This window comes from Serratia sp. AR11, assembly GCF_056376275.1.
The window spans coordinates 5,127,930-5,151,297 of record NZ_CM150739.1 but is presented as its reverse complement, the minus strand read 5'-3'; the positions used below and the strand labels follow the sequence as shown (position 1 = coordinate 5,151,297).

Genomic DNA, 23,368 nt, shown 5'->3' with positions numbered 1-23,368 from the left:
TTTGTTAATGAAATGAAAATTCTTATGTACTGAGAGAATATCTGCTGCCTACAATCAATCAATCGAATGTGGTTTATTGGGCGAATAAGAAAAATGAATTTGAAGAACGTCGATTTGAATTTATTGGTGGTGTTTGACGCCATCTTTCGCCAGCGTAGCGTCGGCCTGGCGGGGCAGATGCTGGGCATCAGCCAGCCGGCGGTGAGCCATGCACTGGCTCGCCTGCGTCAACTGTTTGACGACCCGATGTTTGTGCGGATTAATAACGAGATGTGCCCGACTGACCGGGCCAGCGAGTTGATGCCGTCCGTCGAACGGGTGCTGTCGATGATCCGCGATGATGTTTTGCAACCGGTGGGGTTTGATCCTGCGGCTAGCCGCAAAACGCTAACGCTCTGTATGCCGGACATCGGTGAGCAGTATTTTTTACCTCATCTGATTAACCACCTGGCTCAGGTGGCCCCGGAGATGGCGGTGGTCAGCCATGAGCTGGGTCCGGCGCAATTGGAAGAGGCGCTGGAAAGTGGACGGGTCGATCTGGCTATCGGCTATTTTCCCGACCTGCGTCGCGCCGTTTTTTATCAGCAGCGGTTATTTTACAGTGGGTTCTGCTGTGCGGTGCGCCAGGGCCATCCGCAGATTGGCAAAACGCTGTCATTGCCGCAGTTCTTGCAGGCAGAGCACGTCACTGCCCGTTTGCGCATCCGCAGCCAGGAAATTGCCGAACAGGCGATGAGGGAACAGGGGATTGTGCGCAACGTCAAACTGCAGACCAGCCACTTTCTGAGTTTGACCCAGATCATTGCCCAAACGGACCTGCTCGCCACGGTGACCTATGAGGCGGCACAGTTACTGCAGGCTGCGGGCAAGGTGCATATTTATCCGGTGCCTTTCCCAATACCTCAGTTCCCGGTGATGCAGTATTGGCATGAGCGCGCTCATCATGACCGTGGCAATCAATGGCTGCGGGGCGAAATACGAGGGTTATTCCAACGCGATGACGACAATAGTGCCGATGAATGCACGGCAGAACATTAGGTGCATTGTCACTGGCGGCTTAGACTGAGGCTACACTCGCCGGAATCAGGCCTAATCAGGTTATAAATACGTTATTAATTTGAGGGCCAGTCCCCAGCAGTCCACGCTGATGATGTCATTCTTCCGGGAGGGCTGAGTGAGCTTTTTACCGCGAAACGAGACAATAATGTGCGGATTAATTAGTCTGCGGAATGAAAGATATTGATAACTCGGTAAAAGAATAAGCTTTGTAACAATTTAGTCTAGAATATATACCAATAATCGCTGTCCGAATTGCCATGGTTTTTTAACAATATTCACGTCAGGCAATAAAGCCTTTGGGAGTACTACAATGCAAGAGAATCATAAGATTCTGGTCGTCGATGATGACATGCGCCTGCGCGCGCTTTTAGAGCGTTATTTAACCGAACAGGGTTTTCAGGTTCGCAGCGTAGCCAACGCTGAGCAAATGGATCGCTTGCTGACACGTGAATCCTTCCACCTGATGGTGCTGGACCTGATGTTACCGGGTGAAGACGGGCTTTCTATCTGCCGCCGTCTGCGCAGCCAAAGCAACCCTATGCCGATCATTATGGTGACCGCCAAAGGTGAAGAAGTCGACCGTATCGTCGGTCTGGAAATCGGCGCTGACGATTACATCCCAAAACCGTTCAACCCGCGTGAACTGCTGGCCCGTATCCGTGCGGTATTGCGTCGTCAGGCTAATGAACTGCCGGGCGCGCCTTCGCAAGAAGAAGCGGTGATTGCCTTTGGCAAATTCAAACTGAACCTGGGTACCCGCGAAATGTTCCGTGAAGACGAGCCTATGCCGTTGACCAGCGGCGAGTTCGCGGTACTGAAGGCGTTAGTGAGCCATCCGCGTGAACCGCTGTCGCGTGACAAGTTGATGAACCTGGCCCGCGGCCGTGAATACAGCGCCATGGAACGCTCCATCGACGTGCAGATTTCTCGTCTGCGTCGTATGGTTGAGGAAGATCCTGCGCATCCACGTTATATCCAGACCGTTTGGGGTCTTGGCTACGTCTTCGTCCCGGACGGCAGCAAGGCATGAGACGATTACGCTTTTCACCGCGTAGCTCGTTTGCCCGAACCCTGCTATTGATCGTCACCTTGCTGTTCGTCAGCCTGGTGACGACCTATCTGGTGGTGCTGAACTTCGCCATCCTGCCCAGTTTGCAGCAGTTCAACAAGGTATTGGCCTACGAAGTTCGTATGCTGATGACCGATAAGCTGCAGCTGGAGGATGGGACCTTGCTGGAGGTGCCGCCGGCGTTCCGTCGTGAAATCTATCGCGAACTGGGGATTTCTCTCTACACCAACTCGGCGGCGGAGGAGAGCGGTCTGCGCTGGGCGCAGCACTATCAATTCCTCAGCCAGCAAATGGCTCAGCAGCTCGGTGGGCCAACCGACGTTCGGGTAGAAGTGAACAAAAACTCACCGGTGGTGTGGCTGAAGACCTGGCTGCAGCCGGATATCTGGGTGCGCGTTCCGCTGACTGAGATTCACCAGGGCGATTTCTCGCCGCTGTTCCGTTATACCCTGGCAATTATGCTGTTGGCGATAGGCGGTGCCTGGCTGTTTATTCGTATCCAAAACCGCCCGCTGGTGGAGCTGGAGCATGCGGCTCTGCAGGTCGGCAAGGGTATTATTCCGCCGCCGTTGCGTGAGTACGGCGCATCTGAAGTACGTTCGGTAACGCGGGCCTTTAATCAGATGGCATCGGGCGTTAAGCAACTGGCGGATGACCGCACGCTGCTGATGGCCGGCGTCAGCCACGACCTGCGCACACCGCTGACGCGCATCCGTCTGGCAACCGAGATGATGAGTGCCGAAGACGGCTATCTGGCGGAGTCGATCAATAAAGACATTGAAGAGTGCAACGCCATCATTGAGCAGTTTATTGATTATCTGCGCACCGGCCAGGAGATGCAGACCGAGTTAAGCGATCTGAATGGCATTCTGGGTGAAGTGGTTGCGGCCGAGAGTGGCTATGAGCGGGTTATCGAAACTGCCATGGCACCGGGTGAACTGATGATGAATGTGCATCCGCTGTCGATCAAGCGTGCGGCGGCGAATATGGTGGTGAATGCGGCACGTTACGGCAACGGCTGGATCAAAGTCAGTAGTGGCCGTGAGCTGCAGCGCGGCTGGTTCCAGGTGGAAGACGACGGCCCGGGCATTAAACCGGAAGAGTTGAAACATCTGCTGCAGCCGTTTGTCCGTGGCGACAGCGCACGCAGCACCAGCGGAACCGGGCTTGGCCTGGCTATCGTACAGCGTATTATCGATGGTCATCACGGCGCTTTGGATATTGGCACCAGCGAACGCGGCGGGTTGTTGATCAGGGCTTATATTCCGTTGCCGATGGAAAAGAAAGAGTCGGCCAACGGGCATCAGGCAGTGAAAGACAGCGCCAAACTCCCCTGACAGTGAGGCTGCCCTGTCAGGGTTTTCTGCTCATGACGTAATATTCCGCCGCTTCTTCATGCAGACGCCGACCGGTGCTGGCTTGCCAGGGGTCGATTAATTCAATTCCGCAATGGATAAAGTCTTTGGTATTACGCGTGGCCAGGGCGGCACCGTAATGCAGGCAGGTGGCGGCGATTTGGGTGTCCGCCATGCTCATTAAGCGGCCCTGACGCTGATTTTTCCCCATAAGTTCCGCGTATTGCAGCGCGCAAAGTGTATCAAATGGCAGAGTTTGCTCATCAAATCTTATCTGCACCGCCTCCGCCAGCTTATGTTTGAATTCGCGCTGCCGTTTACCTTCAGGCATACAGGCAACCCCACTGAACAGCTCGGCGAGAACTATCGCACTTAGATAAAGCTCATCGTTGTCTTTTTCATTCAGCCATGTGAGGACGTTGTAGTGCGGATTGGGGCGCAACGTTTCTGAAACCACATTGGTATCGAGAATAATCATACCTGGTCATCGTCGTCGTCAAAGGTGACAATGCGCGGAGGTGTTTTATCACGCGGCGGGATCTCCAGTTCAACGCCACCCAACTCGGCAAAATGCTGATGCATCCAGGTGCCCAACCCATAGCGCGGGTGTTTTTTCACTAATGCCTGTTTCAAAATCATACGAGCTTCCTCCTCCATGGAATGGCCATTTTTCGCTGCAGAAACGCGCAGCAACTCTTTTACTTCGTCGTCCAGATTCCTGACGGTTATGGTAGCCATTGAAACCTCCTTTGCTATCAATGATTGCAGTGCTTATTATCCCTTTGCGTTGATTAAATAACAACCGATAAAAATAAAAAAAGGCGTGGGATCCACGCCTTGGATGAAGCTGTAAAAAGAAGGTTTTACAGTTTTGGACCGGCGCTGACCAGCGCGGCACCTGCAGGGGTATCGGTGTATTTGTCAAAGTTGGTGACAAAACGCTCGGCCAGATCCTGTGCCTTCTCTTGCCATTGCTCAATGCTGGCGTAAGTGGCGCGTGGATCCAGGATATCCGGGTTAACGCCCGGCAGTGAGGTTGGCATCGCCAGGTCGAAGATAGGCAGAGTAATGGTTTCTGCCTTATCGATTTCACCGCTGAGGATCGCGTCGATAATGCCGCGGGTATCCTTGATCGAGATACGTTTGCCGGTGCCATTCCAGCCGGTGTTCACCAGATAGGCCTGCGCGCCGGCGGCCTGCATGCGTTTCACCAGCACTTCGGCGTACTGCGTTGGGTGCAGCGACAGGAAGGCTGCGCCGAAGCAGGCGGAGAAGGTTGGGGTCGGCTCGGTCACGCCGCGCTCGGTACCGGCCAGCTTGGCGGTAAAGCCAGACAGGAAGTGGTACTGGGTCTGGTTAGCGGTCAGGCGAGATACCGGCGGCAGTACGCCGAAGGCGTCTGCGGTCAGGAAGATCACCTTGGTGGCGTGACCCGCTTTGGAAACCGGCTTCACGATATTCTGGATGTGATAGATCGGATAGGAAACGCGGGTATTCTCGGTTTTCGAACCATCATTGAAATCTATGGTGCCGTCAGCCAGAACGACGACGTTTTCCAGCAGCGCATCGCGTTTGATGGCGTGATAGATATCCGGCTCGGCTTCTTCAGACAGCTTGATGGTTTTGGCGTAGCAGCCGCCTTCGAAGTTAAACACGCCGTCATCATCCCAACCGTGCTCGTCATCGCCAATCAGTTGGCGTTTCGGATCGGTGGACAGGGTGGTTTTGCCGGTGCCGGACAGGCCGAAGAATACCGCCACGTCGCCTTTCTCGCCTACGTTGGCCGAGCAGTGCATTGAGGCGATGCCTTTCAGCGGCAACAGGTAGTTCATGATGGAGAACATACCCTTTTTCATTTCGCCGCCGTACCAGGTGCCGCCAATCAGTTGCATACGCTCGGTCAGGTTGAAGGCGACAAAGTTTTCCGAGTTCAGGCCCTGTTGCTGCCAGTTCGGGTTAGTGCATTTGGCGCCGTTCATGACCACGAAGTCTGGCTCGAAATCCTGCAGCTCTTCATCCGTCGGACGGATGAACATGTTTTTAACAAAGTGCGCCTGCCAGGCTACCTCGGTAATAAAGCGAACTTTCAGACGGGAGTCGGCGTTGGCGCCGCAGAAGGTATCCATCACAAACAGACGTTTGCCGGAGAGTTGTGTAGTGACCAGCTGTTTCAGGTCTGCCCAGGTTTCCGGGCTGAGGGGTTTGTTGTCGTTTTTACCTTTACCCTGATCGGCCCACCACACGGTGTCGCGGGTGATGTCGTCACGGACAATGTACTTATCTTTCGGGGAACGGCCGGTAAAAATACCGGTGTCGACGGATACAGCACCCAGTTTGGTTACCACTCCACGCTCAAAACCTTCCAGAGATGGGTCTGTTTCTTCCTTGAACAGCAAGTCATAACTCGGGTTGTGAACGATTTCGCCGACGTTATGAATCCCATAAGCGGCCAGATCCTGAGGGGTTATACCTTTAACACGCATGTCACTACTCCTTGGTCACAGAATTTCTGGCGCCAATTGTAGGGATTCAGCAGCGAGTAACCGCGATAGGTATCAAATATTTAACGTTTTAGTCGGTTTTTCGTTACGTTATGAGAGATAGCACACGGAAAAAAGCAAACGTGCAAACGAAGAAAACCGGCAGGCGCAGGGCGCGCCCGCCGATATAAGGTGCTACTTAGTGCAACTGTTCGCTTTCGCCGGTGTTACCGGTGTACAGCGCGGCTACGTCCATGGCGTCGAAGACATAGTGATTGCCGCAATAATCGCAGTGCATATCAATATTGCCGTCCTGCTCCAGCATTTGAGCCACTTCTTCCGCCGGCAGCGTGATCAGCGCATCGGCGCAACGCTGGCGTGAACAGGTGCAACGGAAGACAACGTCCTGCGGTTCATACAGGGTGACTTCTTCCTGATGGTACAGGCGATACAGCACTTCGTTGGCCGGCAGGCTGAACAGCTCTTCGCTTTTCACCGTGTTGGTCAGTTGCACCAGATGATCGAAGTCATCGGCATTGCCGTCCTGTGCCGGCAGCACCTGCAGCAACATACCGCCCGCGGCCGGTTGGCCTTCGAACTCGCCGGTACGGATGAACAGGCGGGTTGGTAACTGCTCTGACTGACGGAAGTAAGCCTCGAGGCACTCGGCCAGCGTTTCCCCTTCCAGCGCCACTACGCCCTGATAGCGTTCGCCCTCGGTGGGGGCGATGGTGATCACCATGACACCATTGCCGATCATCTGGTGCAGCGTGCTGTCATCAGCAATTTCGCTCTGTACGCGTGCTACGCCACGCATTTCCTGGCGGTTGTTACCGTTAATCACCGCCAGCTTCAGCGGACCGTCGCCTTGTAACTGCACGGTGATGTCGCCGTCAAACTTCAACGTTGCGGTCAGCAGGCTGGTGGCAACCAGCAGTTCACCCAGCAGTTTCTTGACCGGGGCCGGATAGTCGTGGCTGTTCAGAACCTGCTGATAGGTTTCGCTGACGGTAACCAGCTCACCGCGCACCGCGTAGTTTTCAAACAGGTAACGGTGCAATTGGTCATGGTTAGACATAGTTTTCTCTCATTGCGGTGAGGGGTTATTCCTGCTCACCAAATTTAAATTTAATCAGGTCGCGCCGCTCTTTCTTGTCCGGACGGCGGTCCGGATGCGGCATGGTCAGCGCATTCATTTTGCGCGCGAGCGCCACTTTCTCTCGGTTGACGATGCTGGCCTCGGTTTCCTGATACATTTGCTGCGCCTCGTCGGCGCTGCGCCGTTGGCTGGTCAAAGCCAGCACGATCACCGTGCGTTCTTCATTTCCCTGACGCAGTTTGATCTCGGCGTTAAGCTCGACAATCTTGCTCGGTTTGCCGCGCTGTCCGTTGTAGTGCACCTTGCCGCCGTCGATCATCTCCCGTGCCAGTGCGCGGGTCTTATAGAAACGTGCCGCCCATAGCCACTTGTCCAGCCGGACGGCTTCGTCGCCTGTTGCTTTTCCTTTCATCAATTCCCCCTGGCCAGCGCCGGTATCAACAGGCGGTAATCGCGCATCGATGGGTAATGCTGGAAGGTTTTCTCCGCCATGCTGGAATCCGGGTTTTGCACGCCCAGGCAGTAGCGAATACCGAAGGTACGGGCGGCATCCAGTATCGGTTCGCCGTCGTCGACAAACAGCGTACGCTGCGGATCAAAACCGGTGTGTTGCTGCACTGCCTGCCACAAACGCTGATCTTCTTTCGGATAACCAAATGTGTGGGTGGAAAGTAATAAATCAAGGTGCCGATCCAAACCGGTATGCTCAATTTTTACCGCCAGGCTGTGCGGATGGGCGTTGGTCAACAAAATCGTCTGGTGGCCCGCCGCACGTAATGCTTGTAAAAACGGCTCGGTATCTTCACGCAGACGAGCACGGTTGCCTACCTCGCTGGTCATGCGGTAAATATCCATATCCAGCCGTTCGCTCCAGTAATCGAAGCAGTACCAGTTCATGGTGTGCTGTACGGCCAGATATTCCTGATGAATAATTTTACGCGCTTCATCGAAGGGAATAGCCCGCTGCTCGCTCAGGGCCTGTGGTACCAGGCTGAGCCAAAAGTGGCTGTCGAACTCCAGATCGAGCAGGGTACCGTCCATATCCAGCAGCACGGTATCAATCTCACTCCAGTCAAACTCGGGAACCATGAAAACTCCATAGGCGAACCTTCGGCGGTCCGCAGGATAAGGGGAATAGCGTTAGCGTAGCATAAGCTGATGACAGGGCGCAGGCCGGGGCTAGTGGCTCAGGGCATCGGCCGCAATGACATCGGGGCGAGCTGCGGGTTAAAGCAGCTTTCGTAGTAGCGCTGGATATCGGCGATGCGGTGCTGATTGATGCGACGGCGCTGCACCAGTTTCCAGCTGTTGTAGCCCAGCACGACGGCGACGCTCAGCAGCAGCAGGCTGGTGCCGAGATAGCGCCACAGGGTGATGATATCCGGTTCGCTGTGCAGTGCAATATGACGGGTACCGTTGGCATCGACGCTGATATTGGTGATCACGCCCTGCGCCTCGAACGGCGTATGCAGCAGCATGCCGGCAAGGCGTTGTAGCTCATTCCACTGGTCAAGTGCGTTGTATTCGTTTAGCGGCACCGTCGGCTGCGGATGATTCACCAGCTGTTTGCCTTCATCACTGGTGATCAGGAACCCCCCCGGTGGTGGGCTGTTGAGCGCGGCTGCGGCCTGCCTGGTTTCGCTGTAGACGAAGGATGATGCGGCCACTTTGGTCAGGCTTTCCAGCGATTCGGCGCTCACCGGGCGCAGCAACACGTTCACCCCTTGCAGCGAGCCTGATTTGGCACGTTTCACCAGGGTGCCCCAATTTTTGACGTTGCCCAGATTGACCAGTGCGTTCTTCAGCCGGACGCAGTCATTATCCGCTTGGCACAGATCCTGCGTTTTCAGCACGATATCGGAAAAATCATCCAGCAGGATCATGCCGGATTTTTCGATTGCGCTGGCCAACTGTGGGTTGAGCTTTTGGTCGGAGCCGTCAGGGTGCAACTGGGTGTTGACCGTCGCCAGCAGGGCTGAGGCCTTGTCGATCACTTCCGACTCCGGCTGCGGCAGAGGCGCCGCGTTGTTCCAGTAAATTCCGGAACAGTCGAACGGCATAAAGCTGGCGGAGCGCGTGCCACTGGTTAACGGTGGTACGTAGCACATGCCCGTGCCCTGGGCTTTCAGGGTATCCCCGATGCGTAACGTTGCGCCTTCCAGCGCCTGTACGTTGGTCACTTCAATTTTTTGCGCGCCCTGTAGCCAGGCCATGCTCAGCTTGAGCGGCAGGCTGAGCGGGATATAGGTCAGCAACAGCAGCAGCACCAAAAGTGAACTGGCCATGAGTACCGCGTTCCTGCCCCATTGCTGCAGCGGGAAGTTTTTCACCTCGTCATGCAGCGAAAGGTAGCGACCCTGGCGCAGCACCTGGCGGTTAAGGTAGATATCCACGTCGGTGGTTTTACCCAGATCCTGGGCGATGTATGGCTGCCAGTGCGGCGGATAAATCAGGTCAATGATGCCGAGTGAAATATTGCTGATTTGCCCCTGGTTGGATTCGCCAAACAGCCCCCAGCGCTTGGGGGTACCCCGCAGGCAGTGCACTTCTTTTAGTTCGCGTGTGGCAGGGCGGCGGAACAGGTTCCAGCAGCCCCAGGCGATCATCAACACGGCGACGACAATCATCCAGGGGATCACCACGACCGGGCTTATCAGGCTGAAGAACAGCAGCAGCAGGGCCGCCGAGATAATGGCGGCCTCTTTGATACCGTTCGGGCGATTGAGTGCGTGTTCTTCCGGGCTTTCCTTGCGGATGTTCAGCAGTTCGACATGCTCGCTCTCTTCCTTGCGGATAGAGGCGTTTTGGCTCGGGGTCGCCTTCACCACCGGCGGCAGCGGCCGATCGTGAATATGGTCTTTCAGCGAATGCCCGTTGAGAGAGATCACCAGCGGCAGCGTCTGGGTTCTAATCACTTCCACATGGTTATCGGCGCTGATGTACTGCTCCCAGAACGGCGGCAGATGCACCTCTTCGGCGTCCAGATAATAGCGCCATTTATTGGGTTCATCGCTGGCGAGGCCGTAGCGGGTAATGGCGTGGGTAACCGGGTAGACGTTGTCGCTTTGCGGCGTCAGCGCCAGTTTGGCAGAAGGCAATGAGTTGCTGCCGGGCAACAGTTTGTTGCTCAGCTTGTTTTGTTGGCCAAGATAGTGCTCAACGGCGGCGCGTTCTTCGCCGGTCAGCTTGCGGTGGGTGGGTTTGATAAAGGGCAGCGTACGCATCAGCAGCGGCTGATTGCGGGCTTTGAACCAAAGATACAGGCCGGCGGCAATCAGGCAGGCAAGCACTAAGGCCAATATCAACACTATTGTGCTCATGCTATCCCCATCCTGTACCCGTGAACCTCACCAACCTGATGAATCCTGGACTATTATACGCAGCCAAATCACCAAGAGACACCCTGATCCGTAACGAGAGAACAGATTCTCTGTCAGGATCTCACTTATTGATAAAAATATTCGTCTTATTGCCCTTTCTTACCTGTGTGATGATAGCAACCAGGTTGCACTGTCGATATCGGCATTATCTTATTTTAATGCGCTCTTTTTACTGGATGAGAACAGAAAAGCGGCGGGTACTGGCTAGGCTTGTTAAAAAAAAGTAAATTACTGCTTGTGCTCGTTGCGGCAAAGGTTCTCATTAACGCACAATGTGATCAAGATCGGATTTGGTCAGCGTTTGAACGCATGCGGACTACGCGTCACGCCCATCATTATTCTGGTTACCCGCGTTAGCACGCCCGATGCTGTGGCTTGCTAGCGGATAACTCATTTGAGGCAATCATGGATAAACACCTGCAAAAACCCAAAATTCTGAAAGTGGAAACGGTCGCGCGTTCGCGTTTATTTAACGTTGAATCGGTCGATCTGGAGTTCAGTAACGGTGTACGGCGGGTGTATGAGCGGATGCGGCCCTCAGATCGCGAGGCCGTGATGATTGTGCCGGTGATTGGCGACGATTTGCTGCTGATCCGTGAATATGCCGTGGGCACCGAATCTTATGAGCTTGGCTTTCCCAAAGGCTTGATTGATCCGGGTGAAGGCGTGCTGGAAGCGGCTAACCGTGAGCTGATGGAAGAGGTAGGTTTTGGTGCCAGACGCTTTGATTTCCTCAGCAAGCTGACGATGGCCCCGTCGTACTTTTCCAGCAAAATGAATATTGTACTGGCGCACGATCTCTACCCGCAAAGTCTGGAAGGGGATGAGCCGGAGCCCTTGCCGCAGGTGCGTTGGCCAATAGCCGACATGATGGCGTTGCTGGCAGAGCCTGATTTCCGCGAGGCGCGCAACGTGAGTGCGTTGTTCCTCACCGAGGCATTTTTACGCGGTTCCCGCTAAGCGCGACGGTTAAATGAAAAAGGGCCCAGATGAATCTGGGCCCTTTTTTTGTTAGAACAACTCGTGGCTTTCGCCGCCGGGATCCGTCAGCGTAGTGCCGGTATCTCGTGAAGGATAGTCCGTCGGCTGAGTTCCTTCGATAAAGTACTCGGAACGGCTGCCGCCGCCACCGCCGGAAAGCTTACCGCTGCTCTTGTCGATGGTAACGCTGATAATGCCCGGTGGTGGAGTGACCTTCTGCTCCGGAATGCCTTCCAGTGCGGTTTTCATAAAGTCATCCCATGCCGGTTGCGCACTCTTGGCACCGCCTTCACCGCCGGAAACCTGATCCGGGATCGCACCGGATACCGTTGCACGGCCAAGGTCACGGCGGTGGTCATCGAAACCAATCCATACCGACGTCACGGTATCCGGGCCATAGCCGGAGAACCAGGCGTCTTTTGAACTGTTGGTGGTACCGGTTTTGCCACCGATATCACGGCGTTTCAGATCACGACCTGCACGCCAGGCGGTACCCATCCAACCCGGTTCGCCATAGATATTGCTGTTCAGCGCATCGTGCATCAGGAACGCCAGCGGGGTGCTGATAACGTGCGGCGCATACTGCTGATCGCCGTCCTGCTGGACTTGAGCCGGGGTTACCTGCTCCAACTGCGGCATTGGCACGTTGCCATTTTTGCCTTCCTGCGACGTCGCGACATTTTCAATGTTGTCTTCGGAAAGCACGGCCGAACGGTGAGTGTCACCATAAATCACCGGCAGATTACAGCTGTCGCAGACAATCTTCGGCTTGGTTTCGAACACGGTGTTGCCGTTATCGTCTTCAATCTTGGTGATGAAGTATGGATCCACCAGATAACCGCCGTTGGCCAGCACCGCGTAACCGCGTACCAGCTGCATTGGGGTGAACGAAGCCGAGCCCAGTGCCAGTGATTCGGTATGCACGATGTTTTGTGCCGGGAAGCCGAAACGCTGCAGGTATTCCGCTGCGTAGTCGACGCCCATAGCACGCATCGCGCGCACCATCACCACGTTCTTCGATTGTCCCAGCCCCTGACGCAGGCGAATCGGGCCATCGTAAGTTGGCGGTGAGTTCTTCGGCCGCCAGTCGGTACCGGCACCTGGATCCCAACGGGTGATCGGCAGGTCATTGAGGATAGTGGCCAGGGTCAGGCCCTTGTCCATCGCGGCGGTATACAGGAAGGGCTTGATATTGGAGCCGACCTGACGCAGCGCCTGAGTCACGCGGTTGAACTTGCTTTGGTTGAAGTCAAACCCGCCGACCAGGGCTTTCACCGCGCCGTCATTCGGGTTGATCGAAACCAGGGCGGAGTTGACGTCCGGCACCTGTGACAGCCACCAGTTTTCACCCACCTTGCGAACCCACACTTGTTGGCCGGCCTGCACCACATCGGTGACGCGTTTCGGCGTTGGGCCTTGCTGAGTGTCGGATCTGTAAGGTCGTGCCCAGCGCATGGTGGACATTGGCAGCGCTACATGGCTGCCGTCTGCCATCATGGCCGTTGCCTCTTCGGCGCTGGTTGAAACAATCACCGCCGGCGACAATGGGCCGTAGTTCGGCAGATTCTTCAAGGAATCGACGATCTGCTTTTGGTCCCAGGCCGCTTCACCCACTTTCCACAGCACGTTGGACGGGCCGCGGTAGCCGTGGCGCATATCGTACGCCAGCACGTTGTTACGCACTGAGTCCTGCGCCGCCAACTGCAGTTTTTTGGTGACGGTGGTGTAGACCTTATAGCCGTCGGTATAAGCATTGTCACCGTAACGCTTGATCATCTCCTGACGCACCATCTCGGAGAGATAGGGGGCGGAGAAGCTGATTTCTGGCGCATGGTAATTGGCCACCAGCTCTTCACTGCGCGCCTGATCGAACTGCGCCTGAGTGATGTAATGCTCATCCAGCATCCGCGACAGCACCACGTTGCGGCGAGCTACGGCGCGATCGTGAGAGTAGAGCGGATTGAAGGTTGATGGGGCTTTCGGCAAGCCGGCGATGGTCGCCATTTCGCTTAAGCTGAGCTGACTGACGTCTTTACCGAAATAAACCTGCGCCGCAGCACCCACGCCATAGGCGCGATACCCCAGATAGATTTTGTTCAGATACAGCTCGAGGATTTCGTCTTTGGTCAGCATCTGCTCGATGCGTATTGCCAGGAAGGCTTCCTTGATCTTGCGCATCAGGGTGCGTTCCGGGCTTAAGAAGAAGTTTCTCGCCAGCTGCTGGGTAATGGTACTTGCCCCCTGTGACGCATGGCCAGAGACCAGCGCAATAGAGGCAGCACGGAAGATACCGATTGGGTCGACGCCATGATGCTCATAGAAGCGGCTGTCTTCGGTGGCGATAAACGCATGCACCATAACCGGCGGAATTTGGTTCAATTTTAGCGGAATACGGCGTTTCTCACCGTATTGGGCGATCAGCTCGCCGTCGGCGCTGTAAACCTGCATCGGTATTTGCAGCCGCACATCTTTCAGCGTTGCGACGTCAGGCAGCTGTGGCTCGACATATTTGTACAAGCCAAAAATCGAGGCTGCCCCCAACACGATGCAACACACTGCAAGGATTAGTAAATACTTTACGAACTTCACCTGAGATTTCCCATTTTCATGTCATTTGGGCAGTTTATAAACAACCGCGCGGTAGTATAAAGGCAAGCCTGCAACATGGATATGTTCTTTTGTTATCTGACGATAAGGAGGTCGGGCAAAATATGATCACTCAAGCATGGCAGGTGGGGCTGGATATACAAAGTCACTGCGTTCGTGCCCTGGCGGCACAGCGCCGTCGCAATGGCTGGCAACTGCGTCACTGGTGGCAACAAAGGTTGCCGCAACCGGTGCTGCGTGAGGGCTGTCTGGAGCAGAGCGACGCGCTGATCCAGGCGTTGCGCCAATGGCGGGTTCAGTTACCAAGACATATTTCCTTACGCATTGCTCTGCCCGCGCAGCGGGTTTTACAGCACAGGTTGCCACTGCCGGACGCCAGGCTGAAAGAGCCGGCACGCGGTGACTACATCACCAGCCAGGGGCTGAAAAAGTTTCCTCTGGATAGCCAAACATTGGCGCTGGACTACCGCCAATCCCTGCCCGAACACGCGACTCTGCTGCTGACCGCCGCCCGTCAGCAAGAGCTGCAACAGTGGCTGAACTGTCTGCGTCAGGCCAATTTACAGCCGCAGGTGGTTGATATTGCCCCATGCGCCCTACGCGTGATGGCGGCGGCTGCAGGCGTGTCGGGCGAAGCCGGTTTGCTGCACCGCCTCGATGAAGAATGGTTATGGGTGACCGCACACCGGGCGGAGTTTGCCTATGGCCTGGTATCGATTCGAGAAGCGGACGAGGCAAATCAGGCGTTGGCCGCAATGCGTACCGCCTGCCCATCGCTCGGCGAACATCAGATTTACTATAGCAGCGTGATGGATGAGCAGCCTCCGTCTGGAAGCTTGCCGTGGTCACCGCTCAGCGCTTTCAGCCAGCTGCGTCCCCCGTTACCTTCATTGCCGGCGGCATTTGTTTTGGCCGGCGGGCTGGCGCTGCGCGCTGAGGACAACTGATGTATCAGGTTAATCTTTTGCCCTGGCGCATGCGGTGCCAGCGTCGCCGCTATGCCTTTTGGTTACGCATATTCATCTTGCAGTTAGTGCTGGTGTTGGCGGTACTGATGGTGGTTTTCGGCCTGTTGAATCAGCAACAGGCCCAGCGGCATGAGGCACTGCTGACGCTGATCGGTCAGCAGGCAGAACTGACCGGGCGTTATCAACAATTGCAACAGGCGGTGGCGCGTCTGGCGCGTTTAACTGCGTTGGCGCAACAGTATGACAACAATCGGGTGCATAACCGACGTTATCTGCAGCTGTTGCAGCAGCTCTCCACTTCGCTACCTGATTCGCTATGGCTTATCGCGCTGGAAAGCCACTCGCAAAATATCACTTTACGGGGACTTGGCCGGCGTTATGAGGCGGTGCTTCAGTTTGAGCAGCAACTGACGGCGTTACCCCTGTTACAGAACTACCGCTTGGCAGAGGTGGTACAGCGTCAGGATGGTCTGTTCTCGTTTACCTTGATGGCGCAATGGGGGCCGGGTGGATAAGTCATTGCCGCTGTGGTTGGCGAGGGGGCTGAGTTTGCCGGGGTGGAAGCTGTTGGCCTTCCAGTGGCTGGTGTTGGGCAGCCTGATCCTGCTGTTCGGCCTGCTGCTGTTGCAAGGAAAATGGCAGCAACTGGCAGACACCGAGGCGCAGCAGCAGCGTCTGATGCAACAGATGACCCCCTTGTGGGAGCAACTGGCTCGTATGCCGACGCTGGATCAGGTGAATCAAAGCCTGCAGCAGGTCAGCCGCCCACCTGCCGCCGATAGCGATTTGGCGAGCACGTTGCAACTAGCGGGGGCCGGGCTGCAACGTTGGCAGCAGCAGGGTAATTCGCCGCGCCAAACCCTGATGCTGCATCTCAATTACGGCAGTTTATTAAGGCTGCTGGGGCGTTTTCCAGCCCAGTTGCGTATTGATCAAATGACCGTTGAGGCGCAGGTGGGGGAACTGACGGCGCATTTCATTCTCCAGGCGGCTTTGGCAGAGGCAGAAGCAGAGGCGGTAAACCCCAATGAATAAATGCTGTGGGTTCTGGTTACTGTGGCTGCCTCTGGCGCTGATGGCCCAGCCTCAGCCACGCGATCCTTTCAAGCCATTACCCCTGCCCGACTGTCCGAGCGCGGCGGAGTCACCGGTGAACTGGCAATTGAAGGGCACCATTGGGCAGGCGGCGTTACACCATGCCTGGGTGGTTACGACCGCCGGGCAGTGGCTGCGATTAAAACCCCAACAAACCCTGTTGGACGGGCGTTGGCGGGTGGAGCAGGTCGTTAAGGGGCAAGTAACGCTGAAAGCGAACCAGGGCGATCCGCTGTGTCCGGCCGCTGAGAATGCAGTGGTGTTGCCCCTGAGAAACCATAAGGAAGAAAAATGAAAGGATGCCGTTGGTTGGCCGGGTTGCTCTGGGGTGTTGTTATCGCCGGTGCAGCACAGGAGCAAGAACCCGTTTCGCTGGAGTTTCAGGAGGCTCCCATTACGCTGGTGTTGCAGGCGTTGGCGGATTATCAACAGCTGAATATGGTCGCCTCTGCGGGTGTGGGGGGCAACCTGACGCTGAGGTTGGATAATGTGCCCTGGCAGCAGGCACTGGCGGTGATTTTGCGTATGGGGAAGTTGTCAATGACGCTGGAAGGGAATGTCATGATGGTCTCTCCTGAACCCAATGAGCAAGAAAAGCAGCGCCAACAGCAGGCGTTGGCACAAAAACAGCCGCTGAAAAGCGTAACCCTGCCGTTGAGTCATGCCGATGCCGAAGAGGTTGCTGAAAACCTGAATGCGCAGGGCGGACTATTGCTGAGCGAACGTGGCAGCGTGGTGGCAGATAAACGCACCAATGCGGTGTTGATCCGCGATACAGCACCGATCGTGGCGTTATTAACGCAAAGGATCGGCGAAATGGATGCGCCTTTGGCTCAGGTGCAATTGGCGGCGCATATCGTCACCATCAACAGCGAGAGTTTACGTGAGCTTGGCGTGCGCTGGGGGTTGGCTCCGGACGACCGGCCGGCCAGCTCATGGCAGATGGACGGCTTTAACGTCGGGTTACCACTGGAGCGCAGTGCTGTCAGCGCGGGTTTCCATCTGGCGCGAATTGGCGGGCGATTATTGGATCTGGAGTTAATGGCTTTGGAGCAGGAGAACCGGGTAGAAATCATTGCCAGCCCACGCCTGCTGACTGCGAACCTGCAAACCGCCAGCATAAAGCAGGGGACTGAAATTCCCTATGAAGTGAACAGCGGCTCTAGCGGGGCGACGTCGATGGAGTTCAAGGAAGCAGTGCTGGGCATGGAGGTGACGCCGAAAATTTTGCCCAATGGCCGCATCACCCTGACGTTGCAAATCAGCCAGAACATGCCCGGGCGTTCAATCAGCCGTTCGGCCGGCGAAACGTTGGCGATAGATAAACAGGAAATTAAAACTCAGGTGACGGTAAAAGATGGCGAAACCATTGTTTTGGGTGGCGTATTTCAGCGCCATAGCGCCGAGGGGGCAGACAAGGTTCCCGGAATTAGCGACGTGCCGCTGCTGGGATCCCTGTTCAAACAGAGCAGCAAACAGCATAAACGGCGCGAACTGGTGATATTCATTACTCCGACATTGATTAAGGCCTGAGCAACCGGGTGTGCGGTTCGTGGGAAATCGCCTAAAGTTGATGAGCAGATGCACTTTTTTATCACCTTCGGGGCATCTGCGTTTGACGCTGCGACCGATTTAGCTTACAAGGGTTACCGAATTGAGCACCGAGGTTTTTTTGTTAGCGCCAAGACGCCGTTAAAAACGTATGGTTTCCCTCCTGCGGCGTGGATTGCGATTTATTCGGTTGCCAAACTACCAAGAGTGTTGAGATAATTTTCCGTCTGATCTCGCACTATCGTTCATGAGGTTTCAGTTTAGGTCCCGCCGCTGATTTGATTGGCGGGGCGGGTTAACATTAACGAATTGTCTTAGTAATACCGAAAAACATGGCAGAGAAACGCAATATCTTTCTGGTTGGGCCTATGGGTGCCGGCAAAAGCACTATTGGCCGTCAGTTAGCTCAGCAACTCAATATGGAGTTTTTCGACTCCGATCAAGAAATTGAGCGACGTACCGGAGCTGACGTGGGCTGGGTATTCGACGTGGAAGGTGAAGAAGGTTTCCGCGATCGTGAAGAAAAAGTCATTAATGAACTGACGGAAAAGCAAGGCATCGTGCTGGCTACCGGCGGTGGTTCGGTTAAATCGCGTGAAACGCGTAACCGTCTGTCGGCGCGTGGCGTAGTGGTGTATCTGGAAACCACTATCGAGAAGCAATTGGCCCGTACCCAGCGTGACAAAAAGCGTCCGCTGCTGCAGGTTGATTCTCCTCCGCGTGAAGTGCTTGAAGCGCTGGCGAAAGAGCGCAATCCGTTATACGAAGAAATTGCAGATGTCACCATCCGCACCGACGATCAAAGCGCCAAAGTGGTTGCCAACCAGATAATCAACATGCTGGAAAGCAACTGATAGCGGTTTCCGTGTTCGCCACGGCAAATGCGGAAGACTGATTGTGTTCCCCGCGTTGCGGGGATAAACCACATTGAGAACTGAGCGCGACATGGAGAGAATTACCGTAACGCTTGGGGAGCGCAGCTACCCGATAACCATAGCCGCCGGATTGTTTAACGATCCGGCTTCTTTTATGCCGCTGAAGGCGGGTGAACAGGTCATGCTGGTCACCAACCAAACCCTGGCGCCACTCTATCTGGACCGCGTCCGGAAGGTGTTGGAGCAGGCAGGCGTCATGGTGGATCAGGTGATTTTGCCTGATGGCGAACAGTATAAATCTCTGGCCGTACTCGAGCAGGTGTTCTCGGCACTGTTGGAAAAGCCGCACGGTCGTGATACCACGCTGATTGCCCTTGGGGGCGGCGTGATTGGCGATCTTACCGGCTTTGCCGCCGCCTGTTATCAGCGCGGTGTCCGCTTTATTCAGGTCCCTACCACGCTGTTGTCGCAGGTGGACTCTTCCGTTGGCGGTAAAACCGCCGTCAATCATCCGCTCGGCAAGAACATGATCGGCGCCTTCTATCAACCCGTTTCTGTGGTGGTTGATCTCGATTGCCTGAAAACCTTACCGGCGCGTGAGCTCTCCTCTGGTTTGGCTGAAGTGATCAAGTACGGGATTATTCTCGACCACGATTTCTTCGTCTGGCTGGAAAACAATATCGATGCCCTGGTGGCGCTGGATATGCAGGCTCTGGCCTACTGTATCCGTCGCTGCTGCGAGCTGAAAGCTGAAGTGGTTGCTGCTGACGAACGCGAAAGCGGGCTGCGCGCGCTGCTGAATCTGGGCCATACTTACGGCCATGCGATCGAAGCCGAAATGGGCTATGGTGTATGGTTGCACGGTGAGGCCATTGCCGCCGGTATGGTGATGGCGGCAGAAACCGCGCACCGTCTCGGCCAGTTCTCCCGCGAAGATATTGAACGTATTAAAGCACTGTTGTTGCGCGCCGGTTTACCAGTGTGTGGCCCGCAGGAAATGGCTCCGGGAACTTATCTGCCGCATATGATGCGCGATAAGAAAGTCCTGGCCGGTGAATTGCGCCTGGTACTGCCGACGGCCATTGGCCAGGCGGAAGTCCGTGGCGGAGTGGGGCATGATATGGTGCTCGCTTCGATCGCAGCTTGCTTTCCTGACGGAATGTCTAAGTAAATCGGACGAAGTAACAGTGGCTTAGCCGCCGTTTACATCTATATTAATTAATGTGCAAAGCATGACTGACGTCGCTTTGCCATCATCGGGTTAATCTGCCCGTGCCACGGTAGGTATACAGTGGTGGGCTTTTGCCTCTAGTTGGAGGGTTTCAGATGGATGAGTTTAAACCGGAAGACGATCTCAGACCTGATAGCAGCGATCGTCGTCCTGCACGTTCGCGTAAACCGGCTCCGGGACCGCGTTTTGCCATTTCACGTCAGCATTTAATGATTGGTATCGGTATTTTGGTGCTGTTGCTGCTGATTATCGGCATTGGCTCGGCGTTGAAGGCGCCAACCAAGCATGAGGCGGCACAGGATAGCGCACAGAATGGCGCAGCCAAGGACATTAATCTGTCAGGTTCTTCGTCACTGACTGCCGGTAATACCGGTGTTCCGGGCGGAACCACGGATACCAATGACAATAACGGCGTGAGCAGCAGCTCGCAGCCGCAAACCGTCAGCGTTCCTCCGATCTCCAGCACCCCGACGGAAGCGCAACCGCAGCCACCGCAGGGCGGCGCGCAGCAGCGTGTCGATCTGCCGGGCAATATGTCGGATGCATTGTCAGCGCAGCAGGGTCAGGTTGATGCCGCTACGCAGGGCATGACGGGTCCAGCTTCGACGCTGCCAACGGCTCCGGCAACCCTGATGAACGGCGCTGTGGCGAAAGAAACCGTCCGCCCGGTTCAGGGTACTGCGTCACAGCAACATAAAACACCGGCGAAAACCGTCAGCAAGCCGACGGCCACGGCCACACAGCATAAATCGCCAACCACGGTGTATACGCCGGCACCAACCTCTTCTGCCAAAGCGGGAGCAGCCAGCGCCAAGGCAGGAGCCGTTAGCGGCAGCGGCGGTTCGCTGCAGTCTGCACCGGCAAGCCATTACACTCTGCAACTGAGCAGCGCCTCGCGTTCCGATACTTTGAACGCCTACGCCAAGCAGCAGAAATTACAGCATTATCTGGTCTATTCGACTAAACGTGACGGCAAACCCTGGTACGTGCTGGTGAGTGGCAACTATGCCTCTTCTGCGGAAGCCAAGCGTGCCATTGCGACGCTGCCGGCAGATGTTCAGGCGAAAAAACCCTGGGTCCGGCCTGTAAGTCAGGTCCAGCAGGATCTGAAAAAGTAACCCGATAGATTTCAAGCTGCATTCAGGCATTGAAGGGGCGCACAAACTGCGCCCCTGTTACTCAGGGCGGACAGAGTCGCCCATGACCGATGGCTGGAGTTGCCTGCGGACAGGCCGAATAACTGTGCGTGGCCAAGGGTGCTGCGGCTTGAAGGATGAAGGGTATCAATCACTTAAATTTGTGCGCTGATGTGCTGTCTGAAACAGAGTACAATCCGCCGCTCTGAATTGTATAATAAGTAGCTAATTGACGGCATGAAGAAAAACCGCGCTTTTTTAAAATGGGCTGGTGGAAAATACCCGCTGGTGGACGAGATCCGTCGTCACCTACCAGCAGGCGACTGCTTAATCGAGCCCTTCGTGGGTGCGGGTTCAGTCTTCCTGAACACGGAATACGACGCCTATATTCTCGCCGACATCAACAGCGATCTTATTAATCTGTATAACATCGTTAAACTGCGTACGGATGACTTCGTGCGTGATGCCCGCCTGCTTTTCACCGATGAATTCAATAAGTCAGAACAGTTTTACCTGCTGCGCGAAGAGTTCAATATGAGTGCCGATGCTTACCGTCGTGCGCTGCTGTTTCTTTACCTGAACCGCCACTGCTATAACGGCCTGTGCCGCTATAACCTGCGCGGGGAGTTCAACGTGCCGTTTGGACGTTATAAGAAACCGTACTTCCCGGAGGACGAGCTGTACTGGTTCGCTGAAAAATCCCGCAACGCCACTTTTGTCTGCGAGCATTACCGCGATACCATGGCAAAAGCCGAGCGTGGTACCGTGGTGTATTGCGATCCGCCGTATGCGCCATTATCGGCGACGGCGAATTTTACCGCCTACCACACCAACAGCTTTAGCATGGCCGACCAGCAGAGCCTGGCGCTGATGGCGCACCAGCTTGCGGTAGAAAGTCAGGTGCCGGTATTGATTTCCAACCATGATACCGAGCTGACGCGTGACTGGTACCAGCACGCCTCGCTGTACGTGGTGAAAGCGCGCCGTACCATCAGCCGCAATATTCTTGGTCGCAGCAAAGTGAACGAGCTTTTAGCGCTGTATCGTTAAACCGGGGTTACGCCCCGGCGTAGTTATCCTATGGATTTCGAACCCTACGTTTGGAGATAGCGGATGAAAAAATTTTTGATTGCCCCGTCCATTTTGTCAGCAGACTTTGCCCGTCTGGGTGAAGATACTGCCAACGTGTTGGCCGCAGGCGGCGACGTAGTGCATTTTGACGTAATGGATAACCACTACGTTCCCAATCTGACCATCGGGCCGATGGTTTGTCAGGCGCTGCGTAATTACGGCATCACCGCACCGATTGACGTTCACCTGATGGTGAAACCGGTCGACCGCATCGTGCCGGATTTCGCTGCAGCGGGCGCCAGTTACATCTCTTTCCATCCGGAAGCCTCCGAACACGTCGATCGCACCATTCAATTGATTAAAGAGCACGGCTGTAAAGCCGGCCTGGTGTTCAATCCGGCAACGCCGCTCAGCTACCTCGATTACGTGATGGATAAAATCGACGTGATCCTGTTGATGTCGGTCAACCCTGGTTTTGGCGGTCAGTCGTTTATCCATGGCACTTTGGATAAGCTGCGTCAGGTGCGCAAAATGATCGACGAAAGCGGTCGTGATATCCGACTGGAAGTGGATGGTGGCGTGAAGGTCGACAATATCGCCGAGATCGCTGCCGCCGGTGCGGACATGTTTGTCGCAGGTTCCGCCATCTTCAGCAAGCCGGATTATCGTCGGGTGATCGACGAAATGCGCAGCGAGTTGGCGAAGGTGACGCATGGCTGATTTTGGAGCCATCCGCGCTCTGGCTTTCGATCTCGATGGCACGCTGGTAGACAGCGCGCCGGGGTTGGCAGCTGCTATCGATCTGGCATTGGCGGAAATGGGCCTGCCGCAGGCCGGTGAGGCCCGAGTGGGCACCTGGATTGGCAACGGCGCCGACGTGCTGGTACAGCGTGCGCTGCGCTGGGCAGAAGTGGAAGTCACGCCGGAACACTGCGGGCAGCTTCGCGAGCGTTTCGATCATTTCTATGCGCAAACCGTCGACAGCGGCAGTCGCCTGTTCCCACAGGTGAAAGAAACCCTGGCTCAACTGGCTGCGCAAAATTACCCGATGGCGCTGGTGACCAACAAGCCAACGCCGTTTGTTGCGCCGTTGCTGGCCGCATTGGGCATTATTGATTACTTCTCGCTGATTATCGGCGGTGACGACGTGGTGGAAAAGAAACCGCACCCGGCGCCGCTGTATCTGGTCCTCGGCAAGCTTGGCCTGCGCGCCAACGAGTTGCTGTTTGTCGGCGACTCCCGCAATGATATTCAGGCGGCACAGGGGGCAGGTTGCCCAAGCGCCGCGCTGACTTACGGTTATAACTACGGCGAGGCCATTGCCCTGAGCCATCCCGACCGCGTGTTGGAGCGCTTTGCCGATTTGTTGCCCGCTCTTGGGCTGTCATCTTTAGAGAATCAGGAAATTTAA

At 55.5% G+C, this 23,368-nt stretch carries 23 protein-coding genes; 15 read left to right on the top strand and 8 right to left on the bottom strand.

What is annotated here, in order from left to right:
- The first annotated feature begins 93 nt into the window (after positions 1-93).
- The 3 genes from ACSOSI_RS24375 (at position 94) to envZ (ending at position 3,465) form a co-directional block, all read left to right on the top strand.
- On the top strand, positions 94-1,038 hold the full coding sequence (locus tag ACSOSI_RS24375) for a LysR family transcriptional regulator (protein WP_476706277.1): 945 nt from the start codon (positions 94-96) through the stop codon (positions 1,036-1,038).
- A gap of 331 nt (positions 1,039-1,369) precedes the next feature.
- The gene (ompR, locus tag ACSOSI_RS24370) at positions 1,370-2,089 is read left to right on the top strand and encodes an osmolarity response regulator transcription factor OmpR (protein ID WP_004709363.1); all 720 of its coding nucleotides are present in this window, start codon (positions 1,370-1,372) and stop codon (positions 2,087-2,089) included.
- Positions 2,086-3,465 (top strand): two-component system sensor histidine kinase EnvZ, encoded by a 1,380-nt coding sequence (gene envZ, locus ACSOSI_RS24365; RefSeq protein WP_012147296.1) that lies wholly within the window; start codon positions 2,086-2,088, stop codon positions 3,463-3,465. The genes ompR and envZ overlap by 4 nt, the downstream gene beginning before the upstream one ends.
- 16 nt (positions 3,466-3,481) lie before the next feature.
- Here envZ and ACSOSI_RS24360 read toward each other — a convergent pair whose 3' ends face one another.
- The 7 genes from ACSOSI_RS24360 to ACSOSI_RS24330 form a co-directional block, all read right to left on the bottom strand.
- Positions 3,482-3,961: a type II toxin-antitoxin system VapC family toxin gene (locus tag ACSOSI_RS24360; protein ID WP_017894293.1), complete on the bottom strand. Its 480-nt coding sequence runs from the start codon at positions 3,959-3,961 to the stop codon at positions 3,482-3,484.
- Entirely contained in the window at positions 3,958-4,221 is a 264-nt protein-coding gene (locus ACSOSI_RS24355) for a FitA-like ribbon-helix-helix domain-containing protein (protein ID WP_017894292.1), read from the bottom strand. The genes ACSOSI_RS24360 and ACSOSI_RS24355 overlap by 4 nt, the downstream gene beginning before the upstream one ends.
- A 125-nt stretch (positions 4,222-4,346) precedes the next feature.
- Positions 4,347-5,966 carry a phosphoenolpyruvate carboxykinase (ATP) gene (gene pckA / locus ACSOSI_RS24350; protein ID WP_112364261.1) on the bottom strand — a complete coding sequence of 540 codons (1,620 nt, stop codon included), beginning with the start codon at positions 5,964-5,966 and terminating at the stop codon, positions 4,347-4,349.
- 196 nt (positions 5,967-6,162) lie between these two features.
- Positions 6,163-7,041, bottom strand: a complete 879-nt coding sequence (gene hslO, locus ACSOSI_RS24345; RefSeq protein ID WP_476706276.1) for an Hsp33 family molecular chaperone HslO — start codon at positions 7,039-7,041, stop codon at positions 6,163-6,165.
- Between the two features lie 25 nt (positions 7,042-7,066).
- On the bottom strand, positions 7,067-7,474 hold the full coding sequence (gene hslR, locus ACSOSI_RS24340) for a ribosome-associated heat shock protein Hsp15 (RefSeq protein WP_476706275.1): 408 nt from the start codon (positions 7,472-7,474) through the stop codon (positions 7,067-7,069).
- Positions 7,474-8,151, bottom strand: a complete 678-nt coding sequence (gene yrfG, locus ACSOSI_RS24335; RefSeq protein WP_012147290.1) for a GMP/IMP nucleotidase — start codon at positions 8,149-8,151, stop codon at positions 7,474-7,476. Before yrfG ends, hslR begins: the two co-directional genes overlap by 1 nt.
- A gap of 98 nt (positions 8,152-8,249) precedes the next feature.
- Positions 8,250-10,382 carry an intracellular growth attenuator family protein gene (locus ACSOSI_RS24330; RefSeq protein WP_375190583.1) on the bottom strand — a complete coding sequence of 711 codons (2,133 nt, stop codon included), beginning with the start codon at positions 10,380-10,382 and terminating at the stop codon, positions 8,250-8,252.
- Between the two features lie 465 nt (positions 10,383-10,847).
- Here ACSOSI_RS24330 and nudE point away from each other — a divergent pair, with 465 nt between their 5' ends.
- Complete coding sequence (gene nudE, locus ACSOSI_RS24325; protein ID WP_012147288.1) at positions 10,848-11,402, top strand: ADP compounds hydrolase NudE; 555 nt, start codon at positions 10,848-10,850, stop codon at positions 11,400-11,402.
- A gap of 51 nt (positions 11,403-11,453) precedes the next feature.
- Here the strand turns inward: nudE and mrcA are convergent, their stop codons facing one another.
- Positions 11,454-14,012, bottom strand: a complete 2,559-nt coding sequence (gene mrcA, locus ACSOSI_RS24320; RefSeq protein WP_112364264.1) for a peptidoglycan glycosyltransferase/peptidoglycan DD-transpeptidase MrcA — start codon at positions 14,010-14,012, stop codon at positions 11,454-11,456.
- A 122-nt stretch (positions 14,013-14,134) separates the two neighbouring features.
- Here mrcA and pilM point away from each other — a divergent pair, with 122 nt between their 5' ends.
- From pilM to ACSOSI_RS24265, 11 genes are all read left to right on the top strand, one after another.
- Positions 14,135-14,977, top strand: a complete 843-nt coding sequence (gene pilM, locus ACSOSI_RS24315; protein WP_476706274.1) for a type IV pilus biogenesis protein PilM — start codon at positions 14,135-14,137, stop codon at positions 14,975-14,977.
- Complete coding sequence (locus tag ACSOSI_RS24310) at positions 14,977-15,513, top strand: PilN domain-containing protein (RefSeq protein WP_476706273.1); 537 nt, start codon at positions 14,977-14,979, stop codon at positions 15,511-15,513. Before pilM ends, ACSOSI_RS24310 begins: the two co-directional genes overlap by 1 nt.
- Complete coding sequence (locus ACSOSI_RS24305; RefSeq protein WP_476706272.1) at positions 15,506-16,033, top strand: hypothetical protein; 528 nt, start codon at positions 15,506-15,508, stop codon at positions 16,031-16,033. Before ACSOSI_RS24310 ends, ACSOSI_RS24305 begins: the two co-directional genes overlap by 8 nt.
- The gene (locus tag ACSOSI_RS24300; protein ID WP_218218323.1) at positions 16,026-16,388 is read left to right on the top strand and encodes a DUF2531 family protein; all 363 of its coding nucleotides are present in this window, start codon (positions 16,026-16,028) and stop codon (positions 16,386-16,388) included. Before ACSOSI_RS24305 ends, ACSOSI_RS24300 begins: the two co-directional genes overlap by 8 nt.
- Positions 16,385-17,626, top strand: a complete 1,242-nt coding sequence (gene hofQ, locus ACSOSI_RS24295) for a DNA uptake porin HofQ (protein WP_476706271.1) — start codon at positions 16,385-16,387, stop codon at positions 17,624-17,626. Before ACSOSI_RS24300 ends, hofQ begins: the two co-directional genes overlap by 4 nt.
- A gap of 350 nt (positions 17,627-17,976) precedes the next feature.
- The gene (gene aroK, locus ACSOSI_RS24290; protein WP_004391482.1) at positions 17,977-18,498 is read left to right on the top strand and encodes a shikimate kinase AroK; all 522 of its coding nucleotides are present in this window, start codon (positions 17,977-17,979) and stop codon (positions 18,496-18,498) included.
- 91 nt (positions 18,499-18,589) lie between these two features.
- Positions 18,590-19,690 carry a 3-dehydroquinate synthase gene (aroB, locus tag ACSOSI_RS24285; protein WP_218218325.1) on the top strand — a complete coding sequence of 367 codons (1,101 nt, stop codon included), beginning with the start codon at positions 18,590-18,592 and terminating at the stop codon, positions 19,688-19,690.
- Between the two features lie 155 nt (positions 19,691-19,845).
- Entirely contained in the window at positions 19,846-20,868 is a 1,023-nt protein-coding gene (locus ACSOSI_RS24280) for an SPOR domain-containing protein (RefSeq protein WP_476706270.1), read from the top strand.
- Positions 20,869-21,123: 255 nt separating this feature from the next.
- On the top strand, positions 21,124-21,936 hold the full coding sequence (gene dam, locus ACSOSI_RS24275) for an adenine-specific DNA-methyltransferase (RefSeq protein ID WP_012147279.1): 813 nt from the start codon (positions 21,124-21,126) through the stop codon (positions 21,934-21,936).
- Positions 21,937-21,999: 63 nt separating this feature from the next.
- Positions 22,000-22,677 carry a ribulose-phosphate 3-epimerase gene (gene rpe / locus ACSOSI_RS24270; protein ID WP_012147278.1) on the top strand — a complete coding sequence of 226 codons (678 nt, stop codon included), beginning with the start codon at positions 22,000-22,002 and terminating at the stop codon, positions 22,675-22,677.
- Complete coding sequence (locus tag ACSOSI_RS24265; protein ID WP_218218327.1) at positions 22,670-23,368, top strand: phosphoglycolate phosphatase; 699 nt, start codon at positions 22,670-22,672, stop codon at positions 23,366-23,368. The genes rpe and ACSOSI_RS24265 overlap by 8 nt, the downstream gene beginning before the upstream one ends.